Raw genomic sequence first — 25042 nt, 5'->3', positions numbered from 1 at the left:
GACCGCCGCCATCTGGCACAACCGCGCCACCGGCCAACCTGTCACCCGATCACTGATCGCCTACGACCACTGATCACTTAGGACTCACTCGTCTAATTCTGCAGCGGCACCAGTTCCGCCTGGAACTTCTCCAGGAACCCGTCGAAATCGGCGTGTGCGGGCCGGAGCACGAACTTCGACAGCCCGGCCTCGATGTGCTGCTCCACCAGCCGACGGGCTTCCGGCCAGCTCGTCGCCACCAGGTTCGTCAGCGGGACGCCGGGGCTGCGGCGGGCCGCCACCGCCGCGAGTTCGTCCGGGATGCCCCGGTCCGCGACGGCCAGGCTGAGCCCGAAGTGGTCCTCCTCGATCTCGCGTCCGGCCTCCGCCGCCGCCCGCTGGATCGCGATCCGGGCATCACGCGCCTGGGCGGGTGTGTGGAAACTGCCGAGCCAGCCGTCCGCGAGGCGGCCCGTGCGGCGCAGCGCCGCCGGGGCCGATCCGCCCAGCCAGACGTCGAGTCGCTTCGCCGGTTTCGGGCCGAGGCGGACGCCGTCGACCTGGAAGAACTCGCTGTCGAAGGAAACCTCGTCCTCTTCCAGCAGCCGGCGCAGGAGGACGAGCGATTCGTCGAACACCGCGGCGCGGCGGCCCGGCGGCACCGGGAACAGGCCGGCTTCGGCCGCGCGGGCCGGCCGGAGGCCGAACACCGGCAACACCCGCTTGGGCGCGAGCCCGGCCAGCGTGAGCAGCTGCTTGGCGACCAGCACCGGGTGCCGGCCCGGCAGGATCGCGACCCCGGTGCCGACCTTCAGCTTCGACGTCCGCGCCAGCGCGTGCGCCATGCCGATCATCGGGTCGACCTCGGGCGAGTAGACCAGCTCCGACAGCCACAGCGAATCGACGCCCGCGTCCTCCAGCCGGGCCGCCAGTCCGGCGAACTCCGCCGGCCCGGTCCCGGCCGCGGGGGCGACACCCAGCCTGATCTTCAGCAAGATTCCTCCCGGAAGGCTCTCCGGGAGCAACGCGCCGGGCGGCCGGGAATTCCTCAGGCGGTCGCGTCGATGACGCGGGTCAGCGCGGCGTGCAGGGCTTCCAGCTCGGCGACGTCCATCCCGAGCGTCTCGACCACCTTGTACGGGATCTTCTCCGCCTCGGCCCGGAGCGCCCGGCCTGTCTCGGTCAGCTCGACCGTCAGCTGCCGCTCGTCCGAACGATTGCGGGTGCGCGTGACGTACCCGAGCGCCTCCAGCCGTTTGAGCAGCGGCGACAGCGTTGCGGGTTCGTGCCGCAGCGCCGCACCGAGGTCCTTCACCGAGCGCGGCGACCGCTCCCACAGCGCGAGCATCACCAGGTACTGCGGATGGGTCAGGCCGTACGGCTCGAGCAGCGGCCGGTAGATGGCGATCACGCTGCGCGAAGCCACCGACAGCGCGAAGCACACCTGCCGGTCCAGCTTCAGGGAGTCCTCACCCAGGTCGATCATGGCCCCGATCCTCCTGTGTCATTGATCGCGCTAATGATTAGCGCACTAAGCATTAGTGTACTATCAGACTCATGGAACGACCGAGTGTGCTTCGCTGGTTCGGCTACGCCGTGGGCGTGCGGCTCCCCGAGCGCTACAACGACTGGGCGTTGCACGACGCGACGTCGAAGCACTGGCGGGCCCGGTTCGTGCTCCAGCGGTCGATCGGCATCGCGCCGCTGTGCGCCGTGTGGCTGCTCCTGCCCGGGTCGATCTGGCTGCGGCTCTCGCTGGTCCTGATGGCCGCCCTGGTCGCGTACTTCTACTCGTGCGCGTACATGGAGGAGAGCGTCGAGCACCGGCTCGGCCGGCAAGGCTTCCCGCACAACACCGGGCGCCGCCTCCGCGCCGAGGCCGCCGAAGCGAAGAACGCCGAGGTGACCGCCCGCTACCTCGCGCGCTACCGGACGCCGTCCGAGGGTTAGTTACAGTCGGGGGCGATGAGACGCAAGCTCCGCCCGCCGATCCCGCCCCGCCACGGGCTGGACCCCGCCCGGCTGAAACTGCCCGACGGCGAGTGGCCGACCCTGCTGGCGCACCTCGTCGACCGGCTGCCGCGCGTCGCGCCCGACCGCATCGAGCAGATGCTGCGCGAAGAGCGCATCCACGGCACCGACGGGCCGCTCGGCATCGACACGCCGTACGCGCCGGGCTCGTTCATCTGGTTCCACCGGGACCTCCCCGACGAGGTGCCGGTGCCCTTCGCGATCGACGTCGTGCACCGCGACGAGCACCTGCTGGTCGTCGACAAGCCGCACTTCCTGGCGACGATCCCGCGCGGGCAGCACATCCTGGAGACGGCGCTGGTGCGGCTGCGCCGCGACCTCGGGCTGCCGCACCTGTCCCCCGCCCACCGGCTGGATCGCGTCACGGCGGGGCTGGTGATGTTCGTGATCACGCCCGAGCTGCGCGGCAAGTACCAGACGCTGTTCCGCGACCGCCGGGTGCACAAGGAGTACGAGGCGATCGCGCCGTACGACCCGGCGCTGGCCCTCCCCCGCACCGTCCGCAGCCGGATCGTCAAGGACCGCGGGGTCCTGGCCGCCCGGGAGGTGCCGGGCGAGCCGAACGCCGAGACGTACGTCGAACTGCTCGAACACCGCTCCGGCCGGGGCCGGTACCGGCTGGTCCCGTCGACCGGCCGGACGCACCAGCTGCGCGTGCACCTGAGCGGCCTCGGCGTCCCGATCCTCGGCGACGACTTCTACCCGGTGCTGCGCGAGAAACCCCTGGGCGACTTCACGAAACCGCTGCAGCTGCTGGCCAAGGTGCTCGACTTCGACGACCCCCTGACCGGCGCGCACCGCCGGTTCACCAGCCGGCGGCGGCTGTCCGCCTGGGACGACCCCGAAGCCTGGGCGGCGCCCCCGGCGTGACCGGGGACGCCGCCGCGGCCGTCACTTGCGCCAGAACTTGACGCCGCTCCACTGCACGGTGATCGGCCCCGCGCCGCTGCCCGTGCGGTAGCTGCCGAACTTGTCGTAGTAGCTGCCGGCCGGGCTCGAGATCGTCTGCTTCAGCGAGCCGTTGAGGTACACCTTGTGCGAGCTGCCGACCTGGTTGATCGTGTTGACCCGCACCGACGTGCCGACGGTCGCCCCGCTGCCGAGCGTCGCGCCGCCTTCCACCGCGTACATCCGGCCGCCCTTCTCGACGGCCAGCAGGAAGTACGGCCCGGCGTTCGAGCCGTCCCGGAACGTCTGCTTGAGGCTGATCCGGGAGCCGGACATGCTGGTGATCTTGAAGGAGCCCTCGAACTGGTGGGTGCCGCCGGTATAGGTGGTGTAGCGGCGTTCCGCGCGCTGGTCGCCGCCGGCGGTCGAGCAGGTGAGCCGGAACGTCAGCCCGGAGATCTGCCCGCACCCGCGTTCCTGTTCGGAGTAGCCCGGCGAGTCCGCGGTCCACGGACCGGTCCCGACCTGGGCGTCCGCCACCGGGGTGAGCAGGGTGAGCCCCAGCGCCGCCGCCGCGAGCACGCCCGCACCGTGAAGTCTGCGCACCGTCAACCTCCTGTGTCACTCGAGGCGGCGGTGGCTCGGCAAAAGGTCCAGACCTTTATCCGGCGTGCCAGTGACTGTACGAGCCCGCGCGACGGCGGGCAAGACCCACTTTCCGGCCGCGCGGTGCGTCGGAAGTTTTCTCCGGACGCGGTGTCGAATCCGGCTTGCCCCGTTCGACAGACTTGCAGAAGCAAGATCGACCACCTTCCGAGGAGCACCGCATGCGCAGCCTGATCTCCACCTCCTTCGTTTCGCTCGACGGCGTCGTCGAGGCTCCCGGCGGGGAGCCGGGCTACCGCAACGCGGGCTGGACGTTCAAGGACATCGAGTTCGACCCGGCCGCCTACGCGATGAAGGGCAGTGAGCAGGAGGAAGCCACCGCGCTGATGATGGGCCGGGTCAGCTACGAGGCGTTCGCGCCGGTCTGGCCGGGCATGACCGTCGAGTTCGCCGGCTACAACGCGATGCCGAAGTACGTCGTGTCGACCACCCTCACCGAGGCGGACCTGGTGGACAACTGGGGCGAGACGACGATCCTGCGTTCCCTGGACGAGGTCGCGGCCTTGAAGGAGACCGACGGCGGCCCGATCATCGTCAACGGCAGCGCCACCCTCAACCGCGGCCTGGCCGACGCGGGCCTGATCGACCGTTACCACCTGCTGGTCTTCCCGGTCCTGCTCGGCGCCGGCAAGCGGCTGTTCAGCGAGACCGACAAGGACAAGCAGAACCTGAAGCTCGTCGAGAGCGAGGCCTACGGCAACGGCATCCAGAAGATGGTCTTCGACGTCACGCACTGAGCGCCGCCGGGTCCGGCCGATGTTTCACGTAGAACATTTGTTCGAACATCGTGTACGGTCGGACCCATGACGACCCCGGCCCTGCAGGCATCGCTGTTCGGCGAGTCCGGCCCTGTCACGTTGCACCCCCTGGCCCCCCGCCGGACCGAACTCGGCTCCGGTGCGTGGGTCGACGTGCAGCCGGGCTGGCTCGCCGGCGCCGACGAGGTGTTCGCCGGCCTCGCCACCGGCGTCCCGTGGCAGGCGGAGCGGCGGAAGATGTACGACCGGGTCGTCGACGTCCCGCGGCTGCTGTGCTTCTACGGCGAGTCGGAGCCGCTCCCCCAACCCGTGCTGGCCGAAGCCCGCGCCGCGCTGAGCGAGCACTACGCCGGCGAACTCGGCGAGCCGTTCCGCACCGCCGGGCTCTGCTACTACCGCGACGGCCGGGACAGCGTCGCGTGGCACGGCGACACGATCGGCCGCGGCAGCACCGAGGACACCATGGTCGCGATCCTCTCGGTGGGCACCGCCCGCCAGCTCGCCCTGCGCCCCCGCGGCGGCGGTGACCTCCGCCGCTACGCCCTCGGCCACGGCGACCTGGTCGTCATGGGCGGCTCGTGCCAGCGCACGTGGGAACACGCGGTGCCTAAGACGACCCGGGCGGCCGGGCCGCGGATCAGCATCCAGTTCCGGCCGCGCGGGGTCCGCTGAGCGTCAGTCCACCAGCACCGGCAGCTCGTCCAGACCGTACACAATGGACACCTTGCGGAACGACAGCCGCTCCTCCGGCACCGCGAGCCGCAGGTTGGGGAAGCGGCGGACGAGCGCCGGGTAGGCCGTGCGCAGTTCCATCCGGGCCAGCTCCGCGCCGATGCAGCGGTGGATGCCGTAGCTGAACGCCAGGTGCGACGTCGGCTCGCGGGTCGCGTCGAACGTCTCCATGTCCGCGCCCAGCTTCGGGTCGCGGTCGGCCGCCGACAGCGACACCAGCACGATGTCGCCCTCGGCGATGTGCACGCCGCCGATTTCCATGTCCTCCTTGGCGAACCGGGGGAACGCCATCTGGACCACGGTCAGGTAGCGCAGCAGCTCCTCGACGAAGCGGTGCACGGACTCGTCGTCGCCGCGGACGGCGTCCATCGCCTTCTCGTCGCGCAGCAGCACCAGCGCGCCGAGCGCCAGCATGCTCGCCGTGGTCTCCAGGCCGCCGGTGAGCACGCCGTCGGCCAGGCCGGCCAGCTCACGGTCGTCGATCTCGTCGCCGTGTTCCTTGATCAGCATGCCGAGCAGGCCGTCCCCGGGCTGTTCGCGCTGCTTCTTGACGATGTCGAGCAGGTACGTCAGCGACTCCGACATCGCGCCGAGCGAGGCGCCCGCGCCGCCGAAGAGGTCGAACCGGGCGGTGCTCAGCCGCTGGAAGTCCTCACGGTCCTCATAGGACACCCCGAGCAGCTCGCAGATGGTCAGCGACGGGATCGGCAGCGCGAACGCCTGCCACAGGTCGACCGGGCCGTCGGCCGCGGCCATCGCGTCGAGCTGCTCGGCGACGATCTCGTCGATGCGCGGGGCCAGCCGGCCGAGCCGGCGCATGGTGAACTCCGGCGTCAGCAGCTTGCGCAGCCGTGTGTGCACCGGCGGGTCCGCGAAGCCGAGGCCGCCCGGGTTCTGGTCGGCGGTCACACCGGCGTTGCCGACGAGGTTGCCGAAGTCGCTGGAGAACCCGGTGGCCTTCCCGAGAACGGCCTTCGCCTCGTCGTAGCCGGTGACGAGCCAGGCGTTCATCCCGAACGGCAGGTCGAGCTTGCCGATCGGCGCCTCGCCGCGCTGCGCGGCCATCGCGGGGACCGGGTCGAGGCCGTCCCGCTTCAGCGGCAGCAGCGCCGAATCGGGCAGGATCGACGACATCTTTTCGAGGTCGAAGCCCTTTTTCGACTGCCGGGCGAGGTAGCGCCGGCCGACCCAGCCCAGGACCCGTGAGCGGAGACTCCCCATGGGACCGACAGTACCGTACTAGCCCGATCGGGTGACGGGAAGCGAGACGGGGTTCACGCCGGCTTGCGGGCCAGCAGGTACGCCTGCGACGTCTTCTCGTACGGACCGTGCGGCTCCCGGACCAACCGCGCTTCGACGACCAGCCCGGCGGCGACGCACAGCTCGGCCACGTGGTCCGGCGGCAACCGGTAGGCGTCGAAGGAGACGTCGTGGCCGTAGCTGTGCGTGATGTGCCGGCGCTCGTCGCCGACCTGGAACCCGGTCAGGAGCCGGCCGCCGGGCGCCAGCACCCGCGCCAGCTCCGCCACCACCGGCGGCAGCTCGGCCGGCGGGGTGTGGATCAGCGAGTACCACGCCACCGCCCCGGCCAGCTGGCCGTCGCCGAGGTCGAGGGCGGCCAGCGAACCGACCTCGAACCGCAGCCCCGGGTGCGTCCGCCGGGCCACCTCGACCATGCCGGGCGAGAGGTCGACGCCGAACACGTCCAGCCCGAGCGAGGCCAGGTACCCGGTCAGCCGGCCCGGGCCGCAGCCGAGATCCCCGACCGGGCCGCTCTTCCCGACCAGCTCGGCGAAGGTGGTCAGCATCGCCCGGTCCCACGGGCTGTCGTCGAGCAGGTCCCGCAATTGCTCGGCGTAGGAGTCGGCGACGGTGTCGTAGGCGATCCGGGTCTCGGTCACGAAGGCGGGTTCGGTCATGGGCCGGACCCTATCCGGCCGGGGTGTCGACGCCGAGTTCCGCGCGGACTTCCGCCAGGAACGCGTCCCTGGCGCGCTCGGCTTCGCGCAGAGCCACCTCCCGGGAGCGGACGTCCATGCCCGTGGAGGAGCTGACGGTGATCCGCGCGCCGACCGCGGCCTGCACGAGATCGTCGGCCAGCGCGCGGATGCGAGGCGAGGCGAGGATGTCGACCGCCGCGTGGAAGGACGCGGCCGCGTGCGCATGCTCGCCCATGAGTTTCAAGGACTCACTGGGCGTTTCGCCACGCGCCACTGCCTCCATACACACGAGCAGCGCGCTCAGGTACTCGCCGGTCTCCTTGAGCAGACCGGCGTAGGCGTCCTTGCGCTCCTGCGACCAGTGCAGCGTGATCGCGTGGGCGCGCTCGGCGGTCAGGCGTTCGACCTCTCGCCGGTGCCGCAGTTCCTCCCGCGCGGCTTCCCGCTCCCACCGCCGGTCTTCCCGGCGGCTGTTGATCAACTGGCCCGTGACGACCCCGACCAGGCCGATGATGCCCACGACGATCGGTACCCAGACCGAGACCTGACCGGAAGCCATGGCGGCAGCCTGGTCAGTGCGGTGGCAGTTCCCGGTTCTCGGTGATCAGCCCGTGCTCGCTCGCGACGTAGTGCAGGTACGGCCGCCCGAGGTCGTCCGTACCGGTGAAGAGCGTCTTGGAGCGGCCGTCGGCCTCGGTGTTCACGCCGTTCGTGCGGGCCAGCACCCCGGATGAGGCCAGCCACTCCCGCGACGCGCGCACCGGGCGCCAGTTCCGGCCGTCGCCGGTGGCGTCGCCGAGGATCTTCGTCATGTCCACCGAGCCGGAGATCCGCAGGTTCTGGTCGTCGGTGATGTTCGCGGTCGCGTCCGTGGTCAGCGGGTAGGACCAGGTGTGCCGGGCCGCCGAGCGGACGCGGCCGTCCACTGTGGACACCGACGTCTGGTGCCCCGAGTCGGCCTGCACGACGTGCTGGGTGAAGCCGCCGCCGGTGACGTCGTCGCTGTTGCGGTAGTCGCGGGTGCGCTCGACGCGGGTATAGACGCGGCCGGCGGAGGTGTCGACGTAGCCGGCCGTGACGTCGTGGCGTTTCGCGGTGACCGTGACGTTCACGCCGCCGGCGATGTCCTTGACCGTCGTCTGCCGGGCCGGCGCGGCCGCGACGTCGTGCTGTGTGACGGCGCCGGACGTCTGCGTCGCGTTCTTGTCGGTGTAGAGCAGTAGCGTCGGGACGACGGTGAATTCGCCGCCGATGTCCGGGAAGGAGAACGAGAGGTCATGGGTACCGCCGTCGACGAGACGCCCCGCGAACGGCGTGATGTCGTAAGTCTCGGCGTGCAGGCTGAAGGTGTCGATCGCGACGATCGGCCGCCACAGCTGCGGCACGATCCCGCCGGAGTAGATGTGCGGGAAGGTGAACGCGCTCCCGGCGGCGATCCCGTCGATCGCGAAGTTCGCCTCGCGGTACGGCCCCTTCCCGCAGAGGCCGGCCGCCGGGTACTTCGCGGCCACGGTGTCGGGGACGTCGTCGAACCACTGCTCGTCGCAGGCGTGGCCTTCGAGCGTGACCTCGAGGTAGGCGCGGGTGATGTTGCGCGGCAGGCCCTGGGCGCCGAAGTGCACGGTGGGGGCGGCGGGCGTCGCGTCGGCGTGCCCGAACCCGGTGACGTGGGCGGGTGTCTCGGGCGCGGGGTGCCGAGGATCGGCCTGGTAGTAGGTGAGCGTCACGGTCTGGGCGTAGACGCCGGTGTAGATCGGCGAGGTGTAGTTCTCGACGCCGCCGTGGAAGGGCTGCGGGGTTCGCAGCAGCGCGGAGTACGGCGTCAGGTCCTTGTCGAAGTGGTAGGTGATCGCGCGGCGGCCCTCGCCGCTGGGCTCCTCGGTCGTCCCCCACCAGACTTCGGTGCCGCCGATCCGCAGGTCGCCGATCCGGTCGTACTGCCGTCCGCTGACGGTGACGGTCTGGTCCATGACGACCTTCGCCCACGGCCCGGGGCAGGCCTTGGGCGGGGCGAGGGTGCCTTCGTAGTACTGCGGGCTGCCGTCGGCGGCGTTCGAGCGGAAGCCGTCGGCGAGTGTGACGGTGCAGTGCGGCGTACCGGGCCGGGTGACCCCCGGCGCGGCGGTCACGGGATTGTCGGTATCGCCTTCCACAATGGGCGCAGCCGAGGCGACCGCCCCGGACAACACCCACGTCAGCACCAGTGACAGGACGATCGTGAAGATCCGCACCCGGACTCCTCCCCGTGGCAGGCACACCCGGCCCGAGCCTAGCGGCGCGATCATCCGACCAACGTCGGTAATCGGCTCCTGAAACGTTTCAGAACATGGTAGGCTCGCACGTCTTAACGAGGGGGTCCGGTGGTCGGCATCAAGGACGTCGCCAAGCGCGCGGGCGTCTCCATCGGCACGGTGTCCAATGTGGTCAACCGGCCGCACGTCGTCGCGGCCGCCACGCGCAGCCGCGTGCTTTCGGTGATCGAAGAGCTCGGGTACGTGCGCGACGAGTCCGCGCGGCAGCTGCGGGCCGGGCGCAGCCGCGTCATGGGGCTGCTCGTGCTCGATCTCGGCAACCCCTTCTTCGTCGACGTCGCCCGCGGGGCCGAGCAGGCCGCGCACGCCGAGGGTCTCAACATCATCACCTGCAACAGCGGTCAGCGGTCCGAACTGGAAGCGTCCTACCTGGCGATGTTCGCCGAGCAGCGGGTGCGCGGGGTGCTGCTGAGCCCGGTGGCGACGTCCGGCGAGGCGCTGCGGACCTTCCGGCGCACCGGCACGCCGTACGTCTTCGTGGACCGCAAGGCCCCGGCGTCGGAGGCGAGCTCGGTGTCGGTCGACGACGTCGCCGGCGGCGCGCTCGGCGGGCGCCACCTGCTGGAGACCGGGCACCGGCGGATCGCGTTCGTCAACGGGCCGGGCATCCTCACCCAGTGCCGCGACCGCGAGCAGGGCCTGCGCACCGTTCTGGCCGGCTCGGGCGCGGAACTGACCGTGCTGGAGGCGATCGGCCTCGACGTCCCTTCCGGCCGCGACGCCGGTGCCCGCCTGCTCGGCACGAGCCCGCGGCCGACGGCGGTCTTCTGCGCGAACGACCTCCTCGCCCTGGGCGTCCTGCAGGCGATGGTCGGCGCGGGCGTGCGCGTCCCGGACGAGATGGCGATCATCGGCTACGACGACATCGAGTTCGCGGGCGCCGCGGCGGTCCCCCTGACGTCGGTCCGCCAGCCGGCCCGCCGCCTCGGCCGCACGGCCGCCGAACTGCTGCTGGCGGAGACATCGGACACGAAACCGGAACGGCAGGCCGTGGTCTTCACCCCGGAGCTGGTCGTCCGCGAATCGACCCGGGTGCGCCGCTGACGGCTCAGGCCGCGCTGAACAGCCGGAAGTTGAGGACGAGGTAACCGGTGTGGTCGTTGGACTCCCGCACGTCGTTGCAGCCGATCCAGCCGTCCTTCCCGTCGGAGGTCCGGGCCGGGGCGTCGGCGGCCCCTGGTCGTTGCCCACCTTGTAGTCCGCGAACACCCCGGCGATGACCGTGGCGAGGGCGGTGATCAGCGTTCTGCGGCGGTTGATGCGCGCCACCTGGATCGTCGGGTCGACCGGCTTTCGGTCGCTTCGCGAACTTCTGCCCGTCATCCGCCGCTAAATCGGTTGGTGTTCACGACTTCGTTCGGCAAGCTCGGGCTCATGGCGTCCAGGTGGGTGCGGCTGCAGGCCGTTGCGGTGTCCGGTTCGTCCGCCGAAGGCCTTCTGCTGGCCGCCATTCCCCTCCTGGCGGTTTCCGTCACCACCGATCCGCGCGAGGTCTCGCTGATCAACGTCGTCGGGGAAGCGCCGTGGCTGCTGCTGTCCCTGTTCGCCGGGGTCCTCATCGACCGGGTGCGGCGGACCACCGTGCTGGCCTGGGCCTACGCCGTCCTGACCGGGGCCGCCGTGGTGCTCGCCGCCGTCGTCTCCGCCGGGGTGCTCAGCCTGCCCGTGCTGCTGGTCGTCGCCTTCGTCATCACCTCGGCGCGCGTGCTCGGGGATGGCGCCAGTGGTGCGCTCGTCCCCGATGTCGTCGGCCCCGGGCGGCTCGCCCACGCCAACGCGCGGCTCACGGTGATCGACCAGGGCGTGGTGCGGTTCGTCGTGCCGCCGCTGACCGGGTTCCTGATCGCCGTCGCCGCCGGGGCGCCTTCGTGGCTGGCCGCCGGCTGTGCGCTCCTGGCCGTGCTGCTGGCCCGCCGGATCCCGTCCGAGTCCGTGGTGGCCGCGACGACGCACCCGCTGCGGGACCTCTCCGGCGGGCTGCGGCACCTGGTGCGCACGCCGCTGCTGCGGTCGATCACGATCAACGTCGCCCTCGGCTCGTTCGCCGCGAGCGCCGGCAACTCGATGTTCGTGCTCTACGCGACGCAGGTCCTGCACGTCGGCCCGGTCGGCTACGGCCTGCTGCTCGCCTGTCTCGCCGTCGGGTGGGTCGCGTCGTCGTTCGTGGTGCAGAAGGTGGTGGACCGGCTCGGCTACTCGTGGTCGATGCGGTTCTCACAGAGCTTCGGTGCCGTGGTGACGCTGCTGATCGCCGTCGTCCCGCCGTGGCCGCCGCTGGTCGGCGTCGTGCTGATCTCGCTGACGGCGACCGTGCTGATCTGGAACGTCTGCTCGCAGTCCAGCCGCCAGCGCTTCACGCCGGCGCCGCTGCTGGGCCGGGTGCTCACCAGTCACCGGGCGCTCGCCTGGGGCCTGACCCCGCTCGGCGCCCTGGCCGGCGGTCTGGTCGCGGCGCACTTCGGCCTGCGTGCGGTCTGGGTGCTGGGTGCCGGCATCCAGGCCGTCAGCGCGGTCCTCGTCTGGTTCCAGCTCTCCCCCGCGGCGTTCCGCAGGACCGAAAAGCCGCCGCCGGAGCCTGAAGCCGGGTGGTGTGCCGGGTCGGGGCACCGGCACACCACCCGGACGCCTACCCGCCGAGCGCCAGCGCCACCGCGCCCAGCAGCGCCGCGTCCTGGTCGAAGCGGGCCGCCACCAGCTCGGGCGGGAACGGCACCGCGTGCGCGAGGCGGTCCGCCAACGCCGGCAGCAGCACGTCCGCCGAGCGCACGAGCCCGCCGCCGACCGCGATGCGCTGCGGGTCCAGGGCGATCGCCAGGTTGGCCACGTGCATCGACAGCTCGTCGAGCGCGGCCGTGACCAGCTCCTTGGCCTCGACGTTCTCCTTGGCCAGCGCGAACAACTCCCCCGCGGTGACCGGGCGGCCGAGCAGAGAGCTCGCCCGGCCGCCCAGCCCACGCCCACCGACGGCTTCCTCGAGCGGCGCCGCTCCGCTCGCGAAACCCTCGGTGTCCTGCGGCGAGAGCAGGTTGTACCCGATCTCGCCGGCAGCTCCGTTGGCGCCGGTCAGCACCCGGCCGCCGACCAGCACCGCCGCCGCGATGCCGGTGCCCAGTGACAGGAACACCGCCGGGTCGGCCCCGGCCAGCGTGCCCCAGCGCCACTCCGCCAGCGCCGCCGCCTTCGCGTCCGTGCCCACCGAGATCGGCGAGGCCGGGAACTCGGCGGCCACCAGCTCCGCCAGCCGCAGCTGCTCCCACCCCGGCACGTTCGGCGCGAGCAGGATCCGGTCCGGCAGCACGATCCCCGGGCTGACGACGCCGATGCAGGCGGCCGTCGCGCCCTCGTCGGCCAGGAGGGCCCTGGCCGCGGCGAGCGCGCGCACCACCACCTGCTCGGCTCCCGCGTGCGCGTCGGTGTCCAGCCGGCGCGTCGCCAGCAGGGTGCCGTCGCGGTCGGCGAGCCCCAGCGCCACCTTCGTGCCGCCGAAGTCGATCCCGAGAATCCGGTCCTCGCTCACGCGTGCGCCCCTCCCGTCCCCCGCACCACGATCCGGCCGGTGTTGAAGCCGTCGACGCTGATCACCGGGGCCGCGCCGCGCAGGTCGGCGGCCCGGTAGGTGACGGTCAGCGTCTGCGACTGGCCCGGCCACAGCGTGATGTCGTTGTCGTCCCAGGTCGCGTTCGCGAGCTGGTTGTCCCCCGGCGCTTCCCGCCCGTCCGGCGTGCCGCGGCGGACGTCGGCCCGCAGGAAGAACGCCGCCCCCGGCGTCTTCGAGGTGTTGGTCACCGTCACCGTGGTGACCAGGCCCGCACCGCTCGGGCGGGTCGAGGCCACCGCGCTGACCTGCGACTTCGGCAGGTTCTGCAGCGCCTGCAGGTTGCTGTACTGCGACAGCGTCGCCTGCGGGTTGCCCAGCGTCTTGGCCCAGTCGACGACGTCCTTCTGCGTCGAGAGCCAGTAGACGTTCCGGTCGACGACCTTCCCGCCCTGGGACACCTGCAGCTCGACGAAGTAGACCTGCGCGGGCGTCGGCGCCTTCGTCTCGGCCGGGACCTTCGGCTTCAGGACGCCCGTGCGCACGCCCTGCGAACCCAGCGAGAGACCCGAAGCCGTCTGGTCGTCGAGGACCTGGCCCGCGGTGTCGAGCACCCGGGCCCGCACCGAAAGCCCGGACTGCGTGGTGGCCCCGAGGTTGTCCAGGGTGACCGAACCGTTGTCGTAGCCGTAGATCGCGTGCAGCGGCTTGTTGGCCTTCTGGGCGCCGAAGTACGCGCCCGGCTGGTCGCCGTCGTCGTTGTAGAGCGACCACAGCAGCGTCGGCCAGCCCTTGTTCAGCTGCCAGTAGACGACGCCGGTGGCCGGGTTCGCCTTGTCCGTCGAGTGGTGCAGGAAGGCCTCGAACTGCGAGCGCGTGTTCTCGTAGTTCGCGATGTTGGCCAGGTCCACATAGGACTTGAGCGAGTTCCACTTCCCGTACCGCTGCAGGATGGACTGGTCCAGCGTGTACAGCGTGCCGAACGCGTAACCGCCGTGGTCCGGCTCGAAGTTCGCGTGGTACTGGTTGTACTCCGGGTCCTGCCAGAGCTTCGCCTGCTCGGCGGGCGAGAGGAACCGCTTGATCGAATCGAGCGTCGGCACGGTGTGCCCGGCGCTCTGCTCGCTCGCGAAGCCCCAGGCGCCGCCGGCGTTCGTGCGGGAGGAGTCCTCGGGGTCGAAGTGCGAGCTGTCGTACCAGTAGGTCGGCGGGACCCAGTCGTACGGGCCTTCCTTCTCCCCGGACTGCCCGAGCGTCGGCGTGCTCTTGTACTCCGCCGAAGCGATCACCGGCACCTGGAAGTCGGCTTCCCCGAACGCCTTGAGCGTCTCGGACTCCTGGCGCGGCACCGGCTCGTTGTCGCTCCAGCCGTAGTTGAAGACGCTCGGGTGGTTCCGCTCCATCTGCGCGATCGTGTACGCCGAGTCGTGCATGATCCGGTAGTCGCGCTCGGTCAGCGTCGAGGCGTCCTCCGGCTGCCAGGCGTCACAGCACAGGAACCCGCCGATCACCAGCAGGCCGGCGCGGTCGGCCTGGTCGTAGAAGTCCTGCGGCATGTCGTGGCCTTCGAGCCGGACGCCGGACAGGCCCAGGTTCTTGATCAGCGCGAGCTGGTGGGCGGTGTCGGCCTTGTCGTACCGCAGGAACAGGTCCGGCGCGAAGCCGCCGCCGCGGAACACGAAGTCCTTGCCGTTGATGGTGAACTGCCGCGCGCCTTCGGGCAGCGGCGCCGACTTCCCGACCAGGCGCGAGGTCACCGTGCGGATGCCGAACGTGCTCTTCGACGACGTCGAAAGCACGCCGTCCTGCGAGACCGCGGTGGTCAGCGTGTACAGCGGCTGGTCACCCATCGAGTACGGCCACCACACCTTCGGGTGAGCGGTCTTCACCGGCGCGAAGGCGACCGTCCGCTTGGTGTTCGCCGGGATCGTGACCCGCTGCTTGACGACGATCGGCGCGCCTGAGGGCGGGGTGACCGTCGCGGCGACGTCGCCGGTCTGCGCCGTGGCCGCGTTGTTGGTGACGTCCAGCTTCACCGTCAGCTTCGAGCTGGACAGGTCGGCCGCGTTGTCCTGCACGACGTGGGCGTTGTCGCCGGTCAGCGCGTCGGAGACCTGCAGGGTCGGCGGGAACTGGATGCCGGTGTCGTTGTCCGGCGGGATCTGGCCCCAGTCGACCTGGTCGAGGGTGTACATCTTCGTCGGGTCGTTCGGGTAGACCTTGATCGCCAGGGTGTTGCGGCCCGGCTTCACCTGCTTCGTGACGTCGAAGGTGTGCCCGGCGAACGCGCCGCTCACGACGTCCTTCGTGGCGACGAGCGTCCCGTTCACCCAGACGTCGCCCTCGCCGACGATGCCCGGGATGGTCAGCTTCGCGTGCTGCCCCGGGCGGATGTCCGGGGCGAAGTCGGTCCGGTACCACCACGGGTCGGAGAACGGCTTGGTGACGACGGGGCCGAGCTGGTCGACGTACCCGAAGCACTTGCGCAGGTTGTCGGAGAAGAAGACGTCCGGGCACTTGCCGTTCTGCACCAAGGCGTTGATCTCGGTGCCGGGCGCGCCGGCGTCGTCCGGCTTCACCGGCAGCCAGCCGCGGGTGGCGTACCCCGGCGTGGAGACCTTGTCGCCGCCGTCCTTGACGCTCGCCGTGGTCAGCACCTGCCAGCCCTGCAGGCCGATCGTCGTCAGCCCGTGCGGCTTCGCGAGGTCCTGCTGCGCGGACGCCGGCGCGGCCACGCTCAGCACGCCGGGCACGAGGAGCAGCGCGGCGAGGACCGCGAGCTTCCGGGTCATGCCTGAGCCCCTTCCGGTTCGGTGGCGAAGGCTTCCTTGATTTCCTTGGGCCCGAACGGCCACGTGTTCTCGGCCTTGGCGTAGACGAGGTAGGCGATCGCGCCGACGGCGATCCAGCCCAGCGACAGCCAGATCGACAGCCATTCCGCCGACTTGTAGATGTACACCCAGCCGATGAGCGCGATGATCGTCGGTACCGGGTAGAGCCACTGCCGGTACGGCCGCCTCAGGTTCGGTTGCCGGCGGCGGAGCACGACGATCGCGGCGACCTGCGCCAGGGACTGGATGATGACCAGGGTCGCGACCGCCGCGTTGATCACCTCGGTCAGGGTGAACAGCGAGCCGACGATCGTGATGGCGCCCATGGTGAGCACGCCGGCGGTGGGCAGGTGCAGCTTCGGGTGCAGCTTGCCGAACACCGGCAGGAAGACCTTGTCGCGCGCGGCTTCGAAGGGCACGCGCGAGCCGCCCAGCAGCCCGGCGAAAACGGACCCGATCGCGGCGATCACGATCAGCACGGTGATGGCCTTGGCCGTCCCGGTGCCCCAGACCTGCTCCAGCACCGACGACGCGACCGACTTCGCGTCCTTCAGCTGGTCGAGCGGGATCGAGCCGAGCACGCCGACCTGCAGCAGGAAGTACAGGCCCATGATGCCGACGATGGAGAAGATGATCGAGCGGGGCAGCGTGCGGCCCGGGTTGCGCACCTCGCCGCCGAGGTAGGCGGAGGTGTTGTAGCCGAGGTAGTCGTAGATCGCGATGATCAGGCCGGCGCCGAGGCCGCCCCAGAAGGTGCCCTCGCCGGCCGAGCTGAACGCGCCGGGGGTGAAGGCGAACGCCTGGGCGCCGCTGAAGTGGGAGAACGCCGCGACGATCGTCGTCAGCACCGCGGCGAGCATGATCACGAACAGGACCGTCGTGAGCTTGGAGATCTGGCCGATCTTCCGGAACAGCGCCAGGATGATCACCAGGGTGATGCCGACGCCGATGACCTTGCCCAGCGGGGTCGTGCCCGCGTCGTCGGTGACGCCCGGGATCAGGTAGCCGAGGTACTGGACGAGGCCGATGATGCCGGTCGACATGATCAGCGGGATGAACAGAACCGCGCTCCACACGAACAGGAACGGCATCAGCCGGCCGGTGCGGTACTGGAACGCTTCGCGCAGGTAGAGGTACGTGCCGCCGGCACCCGGCATCGCGGCGCCGAGTTCGGCCCAGATCAGCCCGTCGGCCAGCGCGACGATCGCCCCGATGATCCAGCCGAACATCGCCTGCGGGCCGCCCATGGTGGCGACCATGGCGGGGATCGTGACGAACGGGCCGATCCCGCACATCTGGGTCATGTTGATCGCGGTGGCCTGCAGCGGGCCGATCTTGCGCTCCAGGGCGGGCGGCTCCCCGGAACGAGTGGGTGAACTCACGACGTGCCTCCGACTAGTAGTTAGTAAAGTTTCTTAACATAGAACGCCCCGAGCCGGAAGGGTTCGCGGATAAACTTGCGGCAACTCAGGAGGACGCGTGGGACGAAACGGGCCGCAGGTCGGGACACCGGCGCACATGCGGGCCTTGAACCAGCGCCTGGTCCTGGACCGGCTGCGCGCGCACGGCGAAGCGACGCGACCCCGCATCGCGGCCGACACCGGGCTGTCGAAACCCACGGTGGGCCAGGCTCTGCTCGACCTCGAGCAGCACGGCCTGGTCCGGACCACCGGGCGCAGCCTGACCGGCCCGGGCCGCGCGGCGGTCGTCTACCAGGCCGCACCGGACGCGGGTCACGTCGTGGGCGTCGACATCGGGCGGCGGGTCCTCCGGATCGCCGTCGCGGACCTCGAAGGCAGCATCGTCGCCCGGCTCGACGAGCCCAACCGGTGCCGTTCGGCGAGCGCGCTGGTGCGCACGGTCGGCGAATCCGTCGAACGGGCGGTGTCCTCGGCCGGCCTGAGCCCGCACGAGGTCGTCTCGACGGTGGTCGGCACGCCGGGCGTCCCGGACCCGGCGACGGGCACGGTGCACCGCGCGCCCAACCTGCCGGGCTGGGAACGGCGCGGGCTGCTGCACGAGCTCGTCTCGGCGCTGGCGGTCGCGGGTTCGGACGTGGAGGTGGAGAACGACGCGAACCTGTGTGCGGTCGGCGAGCACGCCCTCGGCGCGGCGCTGGACGTGGACGTGCTGGTGTGCCTGACCGTCGGCACCGGGATCGGGATGGGCCTGCTGGTCGACGGCAAGCTGTTCCGCGGCGCGCACGGTGCGGCGGGCGAGATCGCGGACCTGCCGCTGGATCCCCGGCCGTCGGGTGCCGGAGCGAGGCGCCCGGGAGCGGTCGAGACGGCGGCGGCGGGCCAGGCGGTGCTGGCCGCGGCACGCGCCCGCGGGCTGGCGAAGGCGCGATCGGCGAAGGACGTGTTCCGCCTGGCCCGCGCGGGCGACGAGGTGGCGCTCGGCGTGGTCGAGGAGGAGGCGGAGAAGCTGGCGTACGTCGTCGCGTCGGTCACCGCGGTCCTGGACCCGCGCTTGATCGTGCTGGGCGGCGGCATCGGCGGCAACACGGACCTGCTGGCCGGACCGATGCGCCGGGCGCTGGCGGCGACGACCCCGGTGGTCCCGGAGATCGTGGCGGGCCAGCTGGGCGAGGACGCGGTCCTGGCGGGAGCCATCGCGACCGCACTGGGGACGGCACGCGAGCTGGTGTTCGACCGCCGCGGCCTGAGCCGCGCCGCGGGCGACGCCTGAGGACCGTCGAGTCCACGGTGGACTAGTCCGACGGCCCCCGCAGGGTGAGCACGACCCGCAGGACGTACTCCACCGCCGTCGGAAAGGCCGCGCCGCGCAGCTCGCCGCGGTCGGCGAGGTTGCGGGAGGCGAACTCCAGTTCCCGGTCCGGCCCGCCCCGCCGGACGACGAGCGCGGCGATCTCCTCGAAGTCGAGGTCCGGGTGGTCCAGGCGCGTCAGGGCGAACTCGATCATCAGTTCCTCGGCCGTCACGTGCGCCTCCTCCAGCTGCCTCCAGCTTACCCGTGAGCGGCCTCACCAGGCTTACTGTACCGTCCAGACGGTATAGTAAGACGTATGACCGCCACCCTGCCGACAGGCACGCCCTTGAGCCCCCGGCGCCGCTGGGCCGCGCTGGGCGTCCTCGTCGGCGCCGTGCTGCTGCTCGCGGTCGACGGGACCGTGCTGTACCTGGCCGTGCCGTCACTGACCCGCGAGCTCGCGCCGACCGCCACCGAGATCCTCTGGATCGGCGACGTCTACTCCCTCGCCCTGGCCGGGCTGCTGGTCACGGCCGGGAACCTCGCCGACCGCTTCGGGCGCAAGAAGGTGCTGCTCGCCGGCACCGCCGCCTTCGGGCTCGCCTCGGCGCTGGCCGCCTTCTCCCCCACCGCCGGCGTGCTCGTCGTCGCGCGGCTGCTGCTCGGGGTCGCCGGGGCGACCATCATGCCGTCGACGCTGTCGCTCATCCGGACGCTGTTCGCCGACCCGCACGAGCGCACCCGCGCCATCGCCATCTGGTCGGCCGGCTCCGGCGGTGGCATCGCGCTCGGCCCGCTCGTCGGCGGGACGCTGCTGGAGCACTACTGGTGGGGCTCGGTGTTCCTGATCAACGTGCCGATCGTCGTCGTCTTCCTGGTCCTGGGCGCCTGGCTGCTGCCGGAATCGCGCGACCCGAATCCCGGGCGGTTCGACCTGCTGTCGGCCGGGCTGTCGCTGACCGCGATCGTCCCGCTGGTCTACGCGGTGAAGCACGCCGTCAGCTCGGGTCCCGACGTCCAGGTGGGGGTCGCGGCCGTGCTGGGGCTGGTGTCGGGCTTCCTGTTCGTCCGCCGTCAGCGGCGGGCCGAGGCTCCCCTGATCGACGTCGCGCTGTTCCGCAACCGCGCCTTCAGCGGCGCGGTCCTGGCCGACTTCATCGCGGTCTTCGCCCTGATGGGCCTGCTGTTCTTCTTCTCGCAGTACCTGCAGCTCGTCCGCGGCTTCTCGCCGCTGCAGGCGGGGCTCGCGGAGATGCCGGCGACGCTCGCCTCGATCGTCGTCATCGCCGCCGTCGGCGTGGTCGCCGGGCGGCTCGGGCGGGGCCGGGCCATTGCGGCCGGGCTCGCCGTCGCCGCACTGGGCCTCGCGCTGATCTCGGTCGCCGAACGGGCACCGCAGTACTGGTGGCTGGGCCTGGCGCTGGTCCCGGTCGGGCTCGGCGTCGGGCTGGCGCTGACGCTGACCATCGATTCGGTGCTCTCCGCCGTCCCGAAGGACAAGGCCGGCTCGGCGTCGGCGATCTCCGAGACCGCCTACGAACTCGGGGCGGCCCTGGGCATCGCGCTCCTGGGTTCGGTGGTGAACCTGGTCTACCGCGCGTTCCTGCCGGCGGGCCCGGTCCCGCCCGCGGTCCGCGACTCCCTCGCCGGCGCCGCGGGCGTACTGGCCCCGGACTCGGAACTCGCCCGCGTCGCACGGGAGGCGTTCACCGGCGCCATGCAGGTGACGTCGCTCGCGGCGGCCGCCGTCACCGCCGTCGCCGCGGTGATCGCCTGGCGTACCATTCCGTCCGGAAAGGACTGAAGATGCCTCGCAAGGCCGGGCGCAGCCCGGAAGAGACGCGCCGCGCCCTGCTCGACGCCGCCGCGACGGTCATCCGCACCCGCGGTGTGTCGGCCTCCCTGGACGACATCGCCCGGGCGGCCGGCGTGTCGAAAGGCGGGCTGCTGTACCACTTCCCGGCCAAGGACGCGCTGGTGCGCACGCTGGCCCAGGACCTCCTGGACGAGTTCCGCTCCGAGGTCCACGCGGCGCTCGACCCGGCCGACACCGCCCCGGGCCGGCTGACGCGGGCGTACGTCCGGGCGTCGCTGGACACCTCCTACGACGAGGTCGCGGTCCGCGAAACCATCGCCCTGATCGCGTTGCTGATCTCGATCCCGGAGATCGCCGAGCTGGCCCGCGCGGACGCGCAGAGGTGGGAGCGCGACCTCCACGACGACGGTCTCCCGCCCGACGTGGTCACCCTGGTGGTCGCGGCCGCCGACGGCGCGAGCACGGCACCGCTGTGGGGCGTGGGCATCGACGTGGCGGCCGCGCGGAAGCTGGAACAGCAGCTCCTCGCCCTCACTTTCCGGTGATCAGCACGTCGATCGCCTGCTCCCGAGTCGCCGGATCCCCCGCGGTCGAGGTCCCCGTCGTGGCCGGAGCTCCCGCCCGCACGGCGTGACCGGAGCCGTTGTCAACAGACTTCGGTACTGGGAAATCACCACTTCGCGAGCCCTACGTTAGTCGGCTCCGGCGAAGGTGTCTTCCGGGTAAATTTTCGACAGCGCGCGCAATTCCGGCAAATCCCCGTCCCCCCACGAGGAGTCTTCCGATGTCGAGGAAGTTCGCCCTGGCCGGCGCCGTTGCGCTCGCCTTGACCGTGACCCCGCTCGCCGCGGGGACCGCGTCGGCTGCCACCGAGCAGGAAGCCGCCGTCACCACGGTCTACTACAGCACCGCCAGCGCACCGACGTTCCGGTCGGTGATCAACGCCGGTGCCGCCAACTGGAACCGCAGCGTCACCAACGTCCGGCTCGTCGAGCGCAACTCCGGCGCGAGCCTGCGCTACACCGAGGGCAACGACCCCCGCGGTTCCTACGCCTCGACCAACGGGCACGGCAGCGGCACCATCTTCATCGACTACACCCAGGCCCGCCAGTACAACCCGACGCGGATCGCGGCGCACGAGACCGGGCACGCCCTCGGGCTGCCCGACCACTACTCGGGCCCGTGCTCCGAGCTGATGTCGGGTGGCGGCCCCGGCCCGTCCTGCACCAACGCGGTGCCCAACTCCGCCGAGCGCAGCCGGGTCAACCAGCTGTGGGCCAACGGGCTCGTCGCGACCAGCGCCGAGCGGGCCGTCGAAACGATCTACGGCTTCTGAAACCGCTGACAGCTGTGGCCCGGGCCGGTGCCCGGGCCACAGCCCTGTCCGGGTCGATCTGGGTGATCATCCCGATGTCCCGCGTCCGCGCCGTCAATACGGTCAAAGGATGCGAAACACCCTTCTCACCGCCGGGCTCGCCGGTGTCCTGCTGCTGACCGCGCTCCCCGCGCACGCGGCCACCCGCCTCTCGTTGCCCGCCCCCACCGGTCCCTACGCCGTCGGCAGCGTCGACCTGCACCTCGTCGACCACGCGCGACCGGATCCCTGGGTCGCCGGGACGACCCGCGAACTCATGGTGACCGTCCGGTACCCCGCCCGCTCCGGCGGCGGCGCGAAAACTCCCTACCAAGCAACGGAAGCCGCTGCGGTCATCGCCGAGGAAGACGCGCGGACGCTCGGCATCGCCGCCGACCGGCTCGACTACACCTTCCCCACGCACGCCCGCACCGGGGTTCCCGCCGCCGGCGGGCGGCGGCCGGTCGTGCTCTACTCGCCCAGCGCCAAGTACCCGCGCTCGGTCGGCACCACGCTGCTGGAGCAGCTCGCGAGCGAAGGCTATGTGACGGTGGCGATCGACCACACGCACGAGCCCGCGGCGGTGGCGTTCCCCGGCGGCCGCGTCGAACGGCGGGTGCTGCCCTCCGGTCCCGATGCCGGCCGGCAGCTGATCGCGACCCGCGTCGCGGACACGCGGTTCGTGCTCGACGCGCTGGAAACCCTGGCCCGCGGCGGGAATCCGGACGCCGGGCACCGCCCGCTGCCCGCCGGGCTCGTCCCGGACGTCTCCCGCGCCGGCATGTTCGGCCACTCCGCGGGCGGCTTCACCACCGCCGAAACGATGGTGTCGGACCCGCGCCTGGACGCGGGGGCGGACCTCGACGGCAGCATGTCGTACTCCCAGTCGCACCGCGAGTACGGCCGCGCCGCCGACGAAGGTCTCGACCAGCCGTTCCTGCTGCTGAGCGCGGGCGACCACAGCGCGGCCTCCGACCCTTCGTGGCAGGAGTTCCTGGCCCACCAGCGCGGTCCGGTCCGCGCGCAGCACCTGCCGGACGGCGAGCACTTCAGCTACACCGACTACCAGGTGCTCCTCCCCCGCCTCGGCCTCGACCCGGCGGCGATCGCCCCCTTCGTCGGCACCGTGGACCCGGGCCGGAGCATCGCCACCCAACGCGCGACCCTGAGCGAATTCTTCGCCTGCTACCTCGAACGCCGGTGAGCGGCACCGGTTCCCGGGGTCACTCCGGTGTCGACCTTGCCGCGGCAGGACTTGCGCTGTTAGCTTGCTAGCATGCTAGCCTCGCGGTGTGGGCGATGACGACGTCAAGCAGTTCAACGTGTACCTGCCGATCGGGCTGATCCGGGAGGTCAAGCACCGAGCCATCGAGACCGGGCAGTCACTGTCGGCCCTCGTCGCCGAAGCCCTGCGCGCCTACCTGGAGACCGATCCCGAAGAGGAGCACTGACATGACGACCGAGGGCATTGAGGCGATGTACCTGGAGACGCACAACTGGGGCAAGGCGGCCAAGTTCTTCCAGGCCCTGGGCTACGAGATCGACTTCGCGACCGACCACAACTCCGGGCAGCTGCGCAACGGCGCCGGCCCCTGGCTGTTCATCGCCGAGGTCCCCGAAAGCCAGGAGCCGCGGACGCGGATCGTGTTCAAGGTCCCGGACGCGGACAAGTTCGAGGCGGACGACATCGTCGAAGTGGTCACCCCGTTCGAAGAAACCCATTACGGGACCAGGGAAATGACCGTCCGCGACCCCGACGGGCGCACGTGGACCCTGTCGGCGCCGGGCGCGGCCTGACGTGGCCGCGCCGGACAGCACGGCGGTGCGGACCGCGCTGTGGCGGGCGTTGCACCTCGCCGTCGATCCGCCGCCCCACGTGTTCGCCGACGACCTGGGCCTGCGGCTGGCCGATCCGGGCGACGGCTGGCGGCAGCGCGACGACATGGATCCAGCGACCGCCGGCCGCTACCGCGCGGGCATGGTGGCCCGCGCGCGGTTCGTCGAGGAGCTGGTCGCCGAGCAGGCCGCCCGGGGGGTCGGCCAGTACGTGATCCTCGGGGCCGGCCTGGACACTTTCGCCCAGCGGCGTCCGGAAATCGCCACTCGGCTGCGAGTGTTCGAAGTGGACCAGCCGGGGCCGCAGGCCTGGAAACGCGACCGGCTGGCCGAACTCGGCCTCGGCGTGCCGGACTGGCTGCACTTCGTGCCGGTCGACTTCGAGACGGCCTCGTGGTGGGATCGGCTCATCGCCGCGGGCTTCGCCCCGGACGAACCGGCTATCGTCGCCTCCACCGGCGTCAGCATGTACCTGACGAAGGAGGCGAACGCGGCCACGCTGCGCCGGATCGCCGGGTTCGCCCCGGGCTCCACGCTCGCGATGACGTTCCTGCTGCCGGCGGACCTGCTCGACGGCGGCGAACGCGCCCGCCACGAGGCCACCGCTCGCCGGGCGGAGGCGGCGGGGACGCCGTTCGCCAGCTCCTTCTCCCCCGGCGAAATGCTGGCGATGGCCCGCGAAGCCGGGTTCCGCGACGTCGGCCACGTCTCGGGCGCCGAGCTGGACGAGCGGTATTTCGCGGACCGCGCGGACGGGCTGCGGATCGTGCGGGGCGAGGAATTCCTCGTCGCTACGGCCGGGGCTGCTGGCCCAGATACGCCCGCAGCATCGTCTTGACCGGCTCGAGCAGTTCGGTGGCACCGTCGCCGCGGAAGGCCTCCTGGATCACGGCGTCCGCGGCGAGGAACGCCGTGCGGCAGGCCACCGCGGCCTCGTAGTCGTCGCGCAGGAGCTCCGGCGCGACGAGGATGCGGTGCACGCCGGTGGCCATCACGCGCTTGTGCGCGATGTCGGCCTCCCGGGTTCCGTCGGTCAGGCCGCGGCCGAACCAGAGCGCGCGGAACCCGGGTTCGGCGCGGTAGAGCCCGGCGAAGGCGTCGACGAGCAGGCCGACGGGGTCCTCCCAGGTCTCTTCGGCCGCTCGCTCGGCGAACGACGTCATGAGGTCTTCCAGGCGGGCGAGGTAGACCTCGCCCAGCGCCTCGGCGATGGCGTCGCGGTCCGGCAGGTACTGGTACAGCGCACCGACCGACACGCCGGCTTCCGCGGCCACGCGGGTGGTGGACAGCGCCTCGACGCCCTCCGCGGCGAGCAGGCGGTCGGCGGCGGCCAGCACCTGGGCCAGCTTCTGCCGGGACCGCGCCTGGCGGGGCACCCGGCGCAGGCGGACGCCCGCTTCGATCGGCTCCGGGCCGGTCATGCGGCCTCCAACCTGAACGTGACTTTGATTCGTATTTATTCTAGCCCGGCCGGAGGCCCGCCGCAGCCCGGAGTGAAAAGTCGGTCGCGCCGGGCACCGCGGCGGATTACCGTTGCCGCTGCGGGAAATCGCCCGGCGTGCTCGGCGGTCCCCGCAGCTTGGAGTAGTTCAGCAGGCAGAACACCCGGCTCGAATCCGGGAAGGCGCAGGTTCGACCCCTGCCTCCAAGTC

Annotated in this window: 25 protein-coding genes, 1 tRNA gene and 1 pseudogene; 15 read left to right on the top strand and 12 right to left on the bottom strand. The window is 71.5% G+C overall.

What is annotated here, in order from left to right; genetic code table 11:
- Nucleotides 1–92: 92 nt before the first annotated feature.
- Together ACWEF6_RS25405 and ACWEF6_RS25400 are read right to left on the bottom strand one after the other, a co-directional pair.
- Nucleotides 93–974: a TIGR03854 family LLM class F420-dependent oxidoreductase gene (locus tag ACWEF6_RS25405; protein WP_449685233.1), complete on the bottom strand. Its 882-nt coding sequence runs from the start codon at nucleotides 972–974 to the stop codon at nucleotides 93–95.
- A gap of 53 nt (nucleotides 975–1027) precedes the next feature.
- Complete coding sequence (locus ACWEF6_RS25400) at nucleotides 1028–1465, bottom strand: MarR family winged helix-turn-helix transcriptional regulator (RefSeq protein WP_449685232.1); 438 nt, start codon at nucleotides 1463–1465, stop codon at nucleotides 1028–1030.
- Between the two features lie 86 nt (nucleotides 1466–1551).
- On the opposite strand from ACWEF6_RS25400, the gene ACWEF6_RS25395 reads away from it, so the two are divergent.
- Together ACWEF6_RS25395 and ACWEF6_RS25390 are read left to right on the top strand one after the other, a co-directional pair.
- Entirely contained in the window at nucleotides 1552–1929 is a 378-nt protein-coding gene (locus ACWEF6_RS25395; RefSeq protein WP_449685236.1) for a DUF5313 domain-containing protein, read from the top strand.
- A 15-nt stretch (nucleotides 1930–1944) separates the two neighbouring features.
- The gene (locus ACWEF6_RS25390; RefSeq protein WP_449685231.1) at nucleotides 1945–2880 is read left to right on the top strand and encodes an RluA family pseudouridine synthase; all 936 of its coding nucleotides are present in this window, start codon (nucleotides 1945–1947) and stop codon (nucleotides 2878–2880) included.
- A gap of 21 nt (nucleotides 2881–2901) precedes the next feature.
- Here ACWEF6_RS25390 and ACWEF6_RS25385 read toward each other — a convergent pair whose 3' ends face one another.
- On the bottom strand, nucleotides 2902–3480 hold the full coding sequence (locus ACWEF6_RS25385; protein WP_449685235.1) for a hypothetical protein: 579 nt from the start codon (nucleotides 3478–3480) through the stop codon (nucleotides 2902–2904).
- A 245-nt stretch (nucleotides 3481–3725) separates the two neighbouring features.
- On the opposite strand from ACWEF6_RS25385, the gene ACWEF6_RS25380 reads away from it, so the two are divergent.
- Together ACWEF6_RS25380 and ACWEF6_RS25375 are read left to right on the top strand one after the other, a co-directional pair.
- Nucleotides 3726–4301 (top strand): dihydrofolate reductase family protein, encoded by a 576-nt coding sequence (locus ACWEF6_RS25380; protein WP_449685230.1) that lies wholly within the window; start codon nucleotides 3726–3728, stop codon nucleotides 4299–4301.
- Nucleotides 4302–4367: 66 nt separating this feature from the next.
- Entirely contained in the window at nucleotides 4368–4994 is a 627-nt protein-coding gene (locus tag ACWEF6_RS25375) for an alpha-ketoglutarate-dependent dioxygenase AlkB (RefSeq protein ID WP_449685229.1), read from the top strand.
- A gap of 3 nt (nucleotides 4995–4997) precedes the next feature.
- Here ACWEF6_RS25375 and ACWEF6_RS25370 read toward each other — a convergent pair whose 3' ends face one another.
- Genes ACWEF6_RS25370 through ACWEF6_RS25355 form a run of 4 tightly spaced genes read right to left on the bottom strand, consistent with a single transcriptional unit; the run spans nucleotide 4998 to nucleotide 9225 of the window.
- Nucleotides 4998–6275 carry a cytochrome P450 gene (locus tag ACWEF6_RS25370; protein ID WP_449685228.1) on the bottom strand — a complete coding sequence of 426 codons (1278 nt, stop codon included), beginning with the start codon at nucleotides 6273–6275 and terminating at the stop codon, nucleotides 4998–5000.
- A gap of 53 nt (nucleotides 6276–6328) precedes the next feature.
- Nucleotides 6329–6973 carry a class I SAM-dependent DNA methyltransferase gene (locus ACWEF6_RS25365; RefSeq protein WP_449685227.1) on the bottom strand — a complete coding sequence of 215 codons (645 nt, stop codon included), beginning with the start codon at nucleotides 6971–6973 and terminating at the stop codon, nucleotides 6329–6331.
- Between the two features lie 10 nt (nucleotides 6974–6983).
- Nucleotides 6984–7553, bottom strand: coding sequence for a hypothetical protein (locus ACWEF6_RS25360; RefSeq protein ID WP_449685226.1), 570 nt, complete (start codon nucleotides 7551–7553; stop codon nucleotides 6984–6986).
- A 13-nt stretch (nucleotides 7554–7566) separates the two neighbouring features.
- The gene (locus ACWEF6_RS25355; RefSeq protein WP_449685225.1) at nucleotides 7567–9225 is read right to left on the bottom strand and encodes a peptide-N4-asparagine amidase; all 1659 of its coding nucleotides are present in this window, start codon (nucleotides 9223–9225) and stop codon (nucleotides 7567–7569) included.
- Nucleotides 9226–9354: 129 nt separating this feature from the next.
- On the opposite strand from ACWEF6_RS25355, the gene ACWEF6_RS25350 reads away from it, so the two are divergent.
- On the top strand, nucleotides 9355–10350 hold the full coding sequence (locus tag ACWEF6_RS25350) for a LacI family DNA-binding transcriptional regulator (RefSeq protein WP_449685224.1): 996 nt from the start codon (nucleotides 9355–9357) through the stop codon (nucleotides 10348–10350).
- Between the two features lie 330 nt (nucleotides 10351–10680).
- Nucleotides 10681–11871, top strand: a pseudogene (locus ACWEF6_RS25345) (MFS transporter); the annotation flags it as partial.
- Between the two features lie 61 nt (nucleotides 11872–11932).
- On the opposite strand, the gene ACWEF6_RS25340 reads toward ACWEF6_RS25345, so the two are convergent.
- The 3 genes from ACWEF6_RS25340 to ACWEF6_RS25330 are packed head-to-tail and all read right to left on the bottom strand — an operon-like array spanning nucleotide 11933 to nucleotide 17054.
- Complete coding sequence (locus ACWEF6_RS25340; protein ID WP_310975516.1) at nucleotides 11933–12823, bottom strand: ROK family protein; 891 nt, start codon at nucleotides 12821–12823, stop codon at nucleotides 11933–11935.
- The gene (locus tag ACWEF6_RS25335; RefSeq protein ID WP_449685223.1) at nucleotides 12820–15633 is read right to left on the bottom strand and encodes a glycosyl hydrolase 2 galactose-binding domain-containing protein; all 2814 of its coding nucleotides are present in this window, start codon (nucleotides 15631–15633) and stop codon (nucleotides 12820–12822) included. The genes ACWEF6_RS25340 and ACWEF6_RS25335 overlap by 4 nt, the downstream gene beginning before the upstream one ends.
- Nucleotides 15630–17054 carry an APC family permease gene (locus ACWEF6_RS25330; RefSeq protein WP_449685222.1) on the bottom strand — a complete coding sequence of 475 codons (1425 nt, stop codon included), beginning with the start codon at nucleotides 17052–17054 and terminating at the stop codon, nucleotides 15630–15632. The genes ACWEF6_RS25335 and ACWEF6_RS25330 overlap by 4 nt, the downstream gene beginning before the upstream one ends.
- A gap of 136 nt (nucleotides 17055–17190) precedes the next feature.
- Between ACWEF6_RS25330 and ACWEF6_RS25325 the strand changes: the two genes are divergently transcribed.
- Nucleotides 17191–18363: an ROK family protein gene (locus ACWEF6_RS25325; protein WP_449685234.1), complete on the top strand. Its 1173-nt coding sequence runs from the start codon at nucleotides 17191–17193 to the stop codon at nucleotides 18361–18363.
- Nucleotides 18364–18385: 22 nt separating this feature from the next.
- Here the strand turns inward: ACWEF6_RS25325 and ACWEF6_RS25320 are convergent, their stop codons facing one another.
- Nucleotides 18386–18616 carry a hypothetical protein gene (locus ACWEF6_RS25320; protein WP_310975513.1) on the bottom strand — a complete coding sequence of 77 codons (231 nt, stop codon included), beginning with the start codon at nucleotides 18614–18616 and terminating at the stop codon, nucleotides 18386–18388.
- A gap of 84 nt (nucleotides 18617–18700) precedes the next feature.
- Between ACWEF6_RS25320 and ACWEF6_RS25315 the strand changes: the two genes are divergently transcribed.
- From ACWEF6_RS25315 to ACWEF6_RS25285, 7 genes are all read left to right on the top strand, one after another.
- Nucleotides 18701–20188, top strand: coding sequence for an MFS transporter (locus tag ACWEF6_RS25315; protein ID WP_449685221.1), 1488 nt, complete (start codon nucleotides 18701–18703; stop codon nucleotides 20186–20188).
- A gap of 2 nt (nucleotides 20189–20190) precedes the next feature.
- Nucleotides 20191–20745, top strand: coding sequence for a TetR/AcrR family transcriptional regulator (locus ACWEF6_RS25310; protein ID WP_449685220.1), 555 nt, complete (start codon nucleotides 20191–20193; stop codon nucleotides 20743–20745).
- A 239-nt stretch (nucleotides 20746–20984) separates the two neighbouring features.
- Nucleotides 20985–21536: a snapalysin family zinc-dependent metalloprotease gene (locus ACWEF6_RS25305; RefSeq protein ID WP_310975506.1), complete on the top strand. Its 552-nt coding sequence runs from the start codon at nucleotides 20985–20987 to the stop codon at nucleotides 21534–21536.
- A 109-nt stretch (nucleotides 21537–21645) separates the two neighbouring features.
- Entirely contained in the window at nucleotides 21646–22758 is a 1113-nt protein-coding gene (locus tag ACWEF6_RS25300; protein ID WP_449685219.1) for an alpha/beta hydrolase family protein, read from the top strand.
- A gap of 88 nt (nucleotides 22759–22846) precedes the next feature.
- Nucleotides 22847–23005 carry a ribbon-helix-helix protein, CopG family gene (locus ACWEF6_RS25295; RefSeq protein WP_449685218.1) on the top strand — a complete coding sequence of 53 codons (159 nt, stop codon included), beginning with the start codon at nucleotides 22847–22849 and terminating at the stop codon, nucleotides 23003–23005.
- Between the two features lies 1 nt (nucleotide 23006).
- Nucleotides 23007–23351: a VOC family protein gene (locus tag ACWEF6_RS25290; RefSeq protein ID WP_449685217.1), complete on the top strand. Its 345-nt coding sequence runs from the start codon at nucleotides 23007–23009 to the stop codon at nucleotides 23349–23351.
- A 1-nt stretch (nucleotide 23352) separates the two neighbouring features.
- A complete protein-coding gene (locus ACWEF6_RS25285) occupies nucleotides 23353–24228 on the top strand; it encodes a class I SAM-dependent methyltransferase (RefSeq protein WP_449685216.1) in 876 nt (291 codons plus the stop codon).
- Here the strand turns inward: ACWEF6_RS25285 and ACWEF6_RS25280 are convergent.
- Nucleotides 24182–24811 carry a TetR/AcrR family transcriptional regulator gene (locus ACWEF6_RS25280; protein WP_449685215.1) on the bottom strand — a complete coding sequence of 210 codons (630 nt, stop codon included), beginning with the start codon at nucleotides 24809–24811 and terminating at the stop codon, nucleotides 24182–24184. The genes ACWEF6_RS25285 and ACWEF6_RS25280 overlap by 47 nt on opposite strands.
- A 157-nt stretch (nucleotides 24812–24968) precedes the next feature.
- On the opposite strand from ACWEF6_RS25280, the gene ACWEF6_RS25275 reads away from it, so the two are divergent.
- Nucleotides 24969–25041 (top strand) — tRNA-Ser (locus ACWEF6_RS25275).
- The last annotated feature ends 1 nt before the right edge of the window (nucleotide 25042 follow it).

Source organism: Amycolatopsis sp. NPDC004772 (assembly GCF_053601215.1).
The sequence above is the reverse complement of the archived record's forward strand: the minus strand, read 5'-3'. Positions and strand labels throughout refer to the sequence as shown.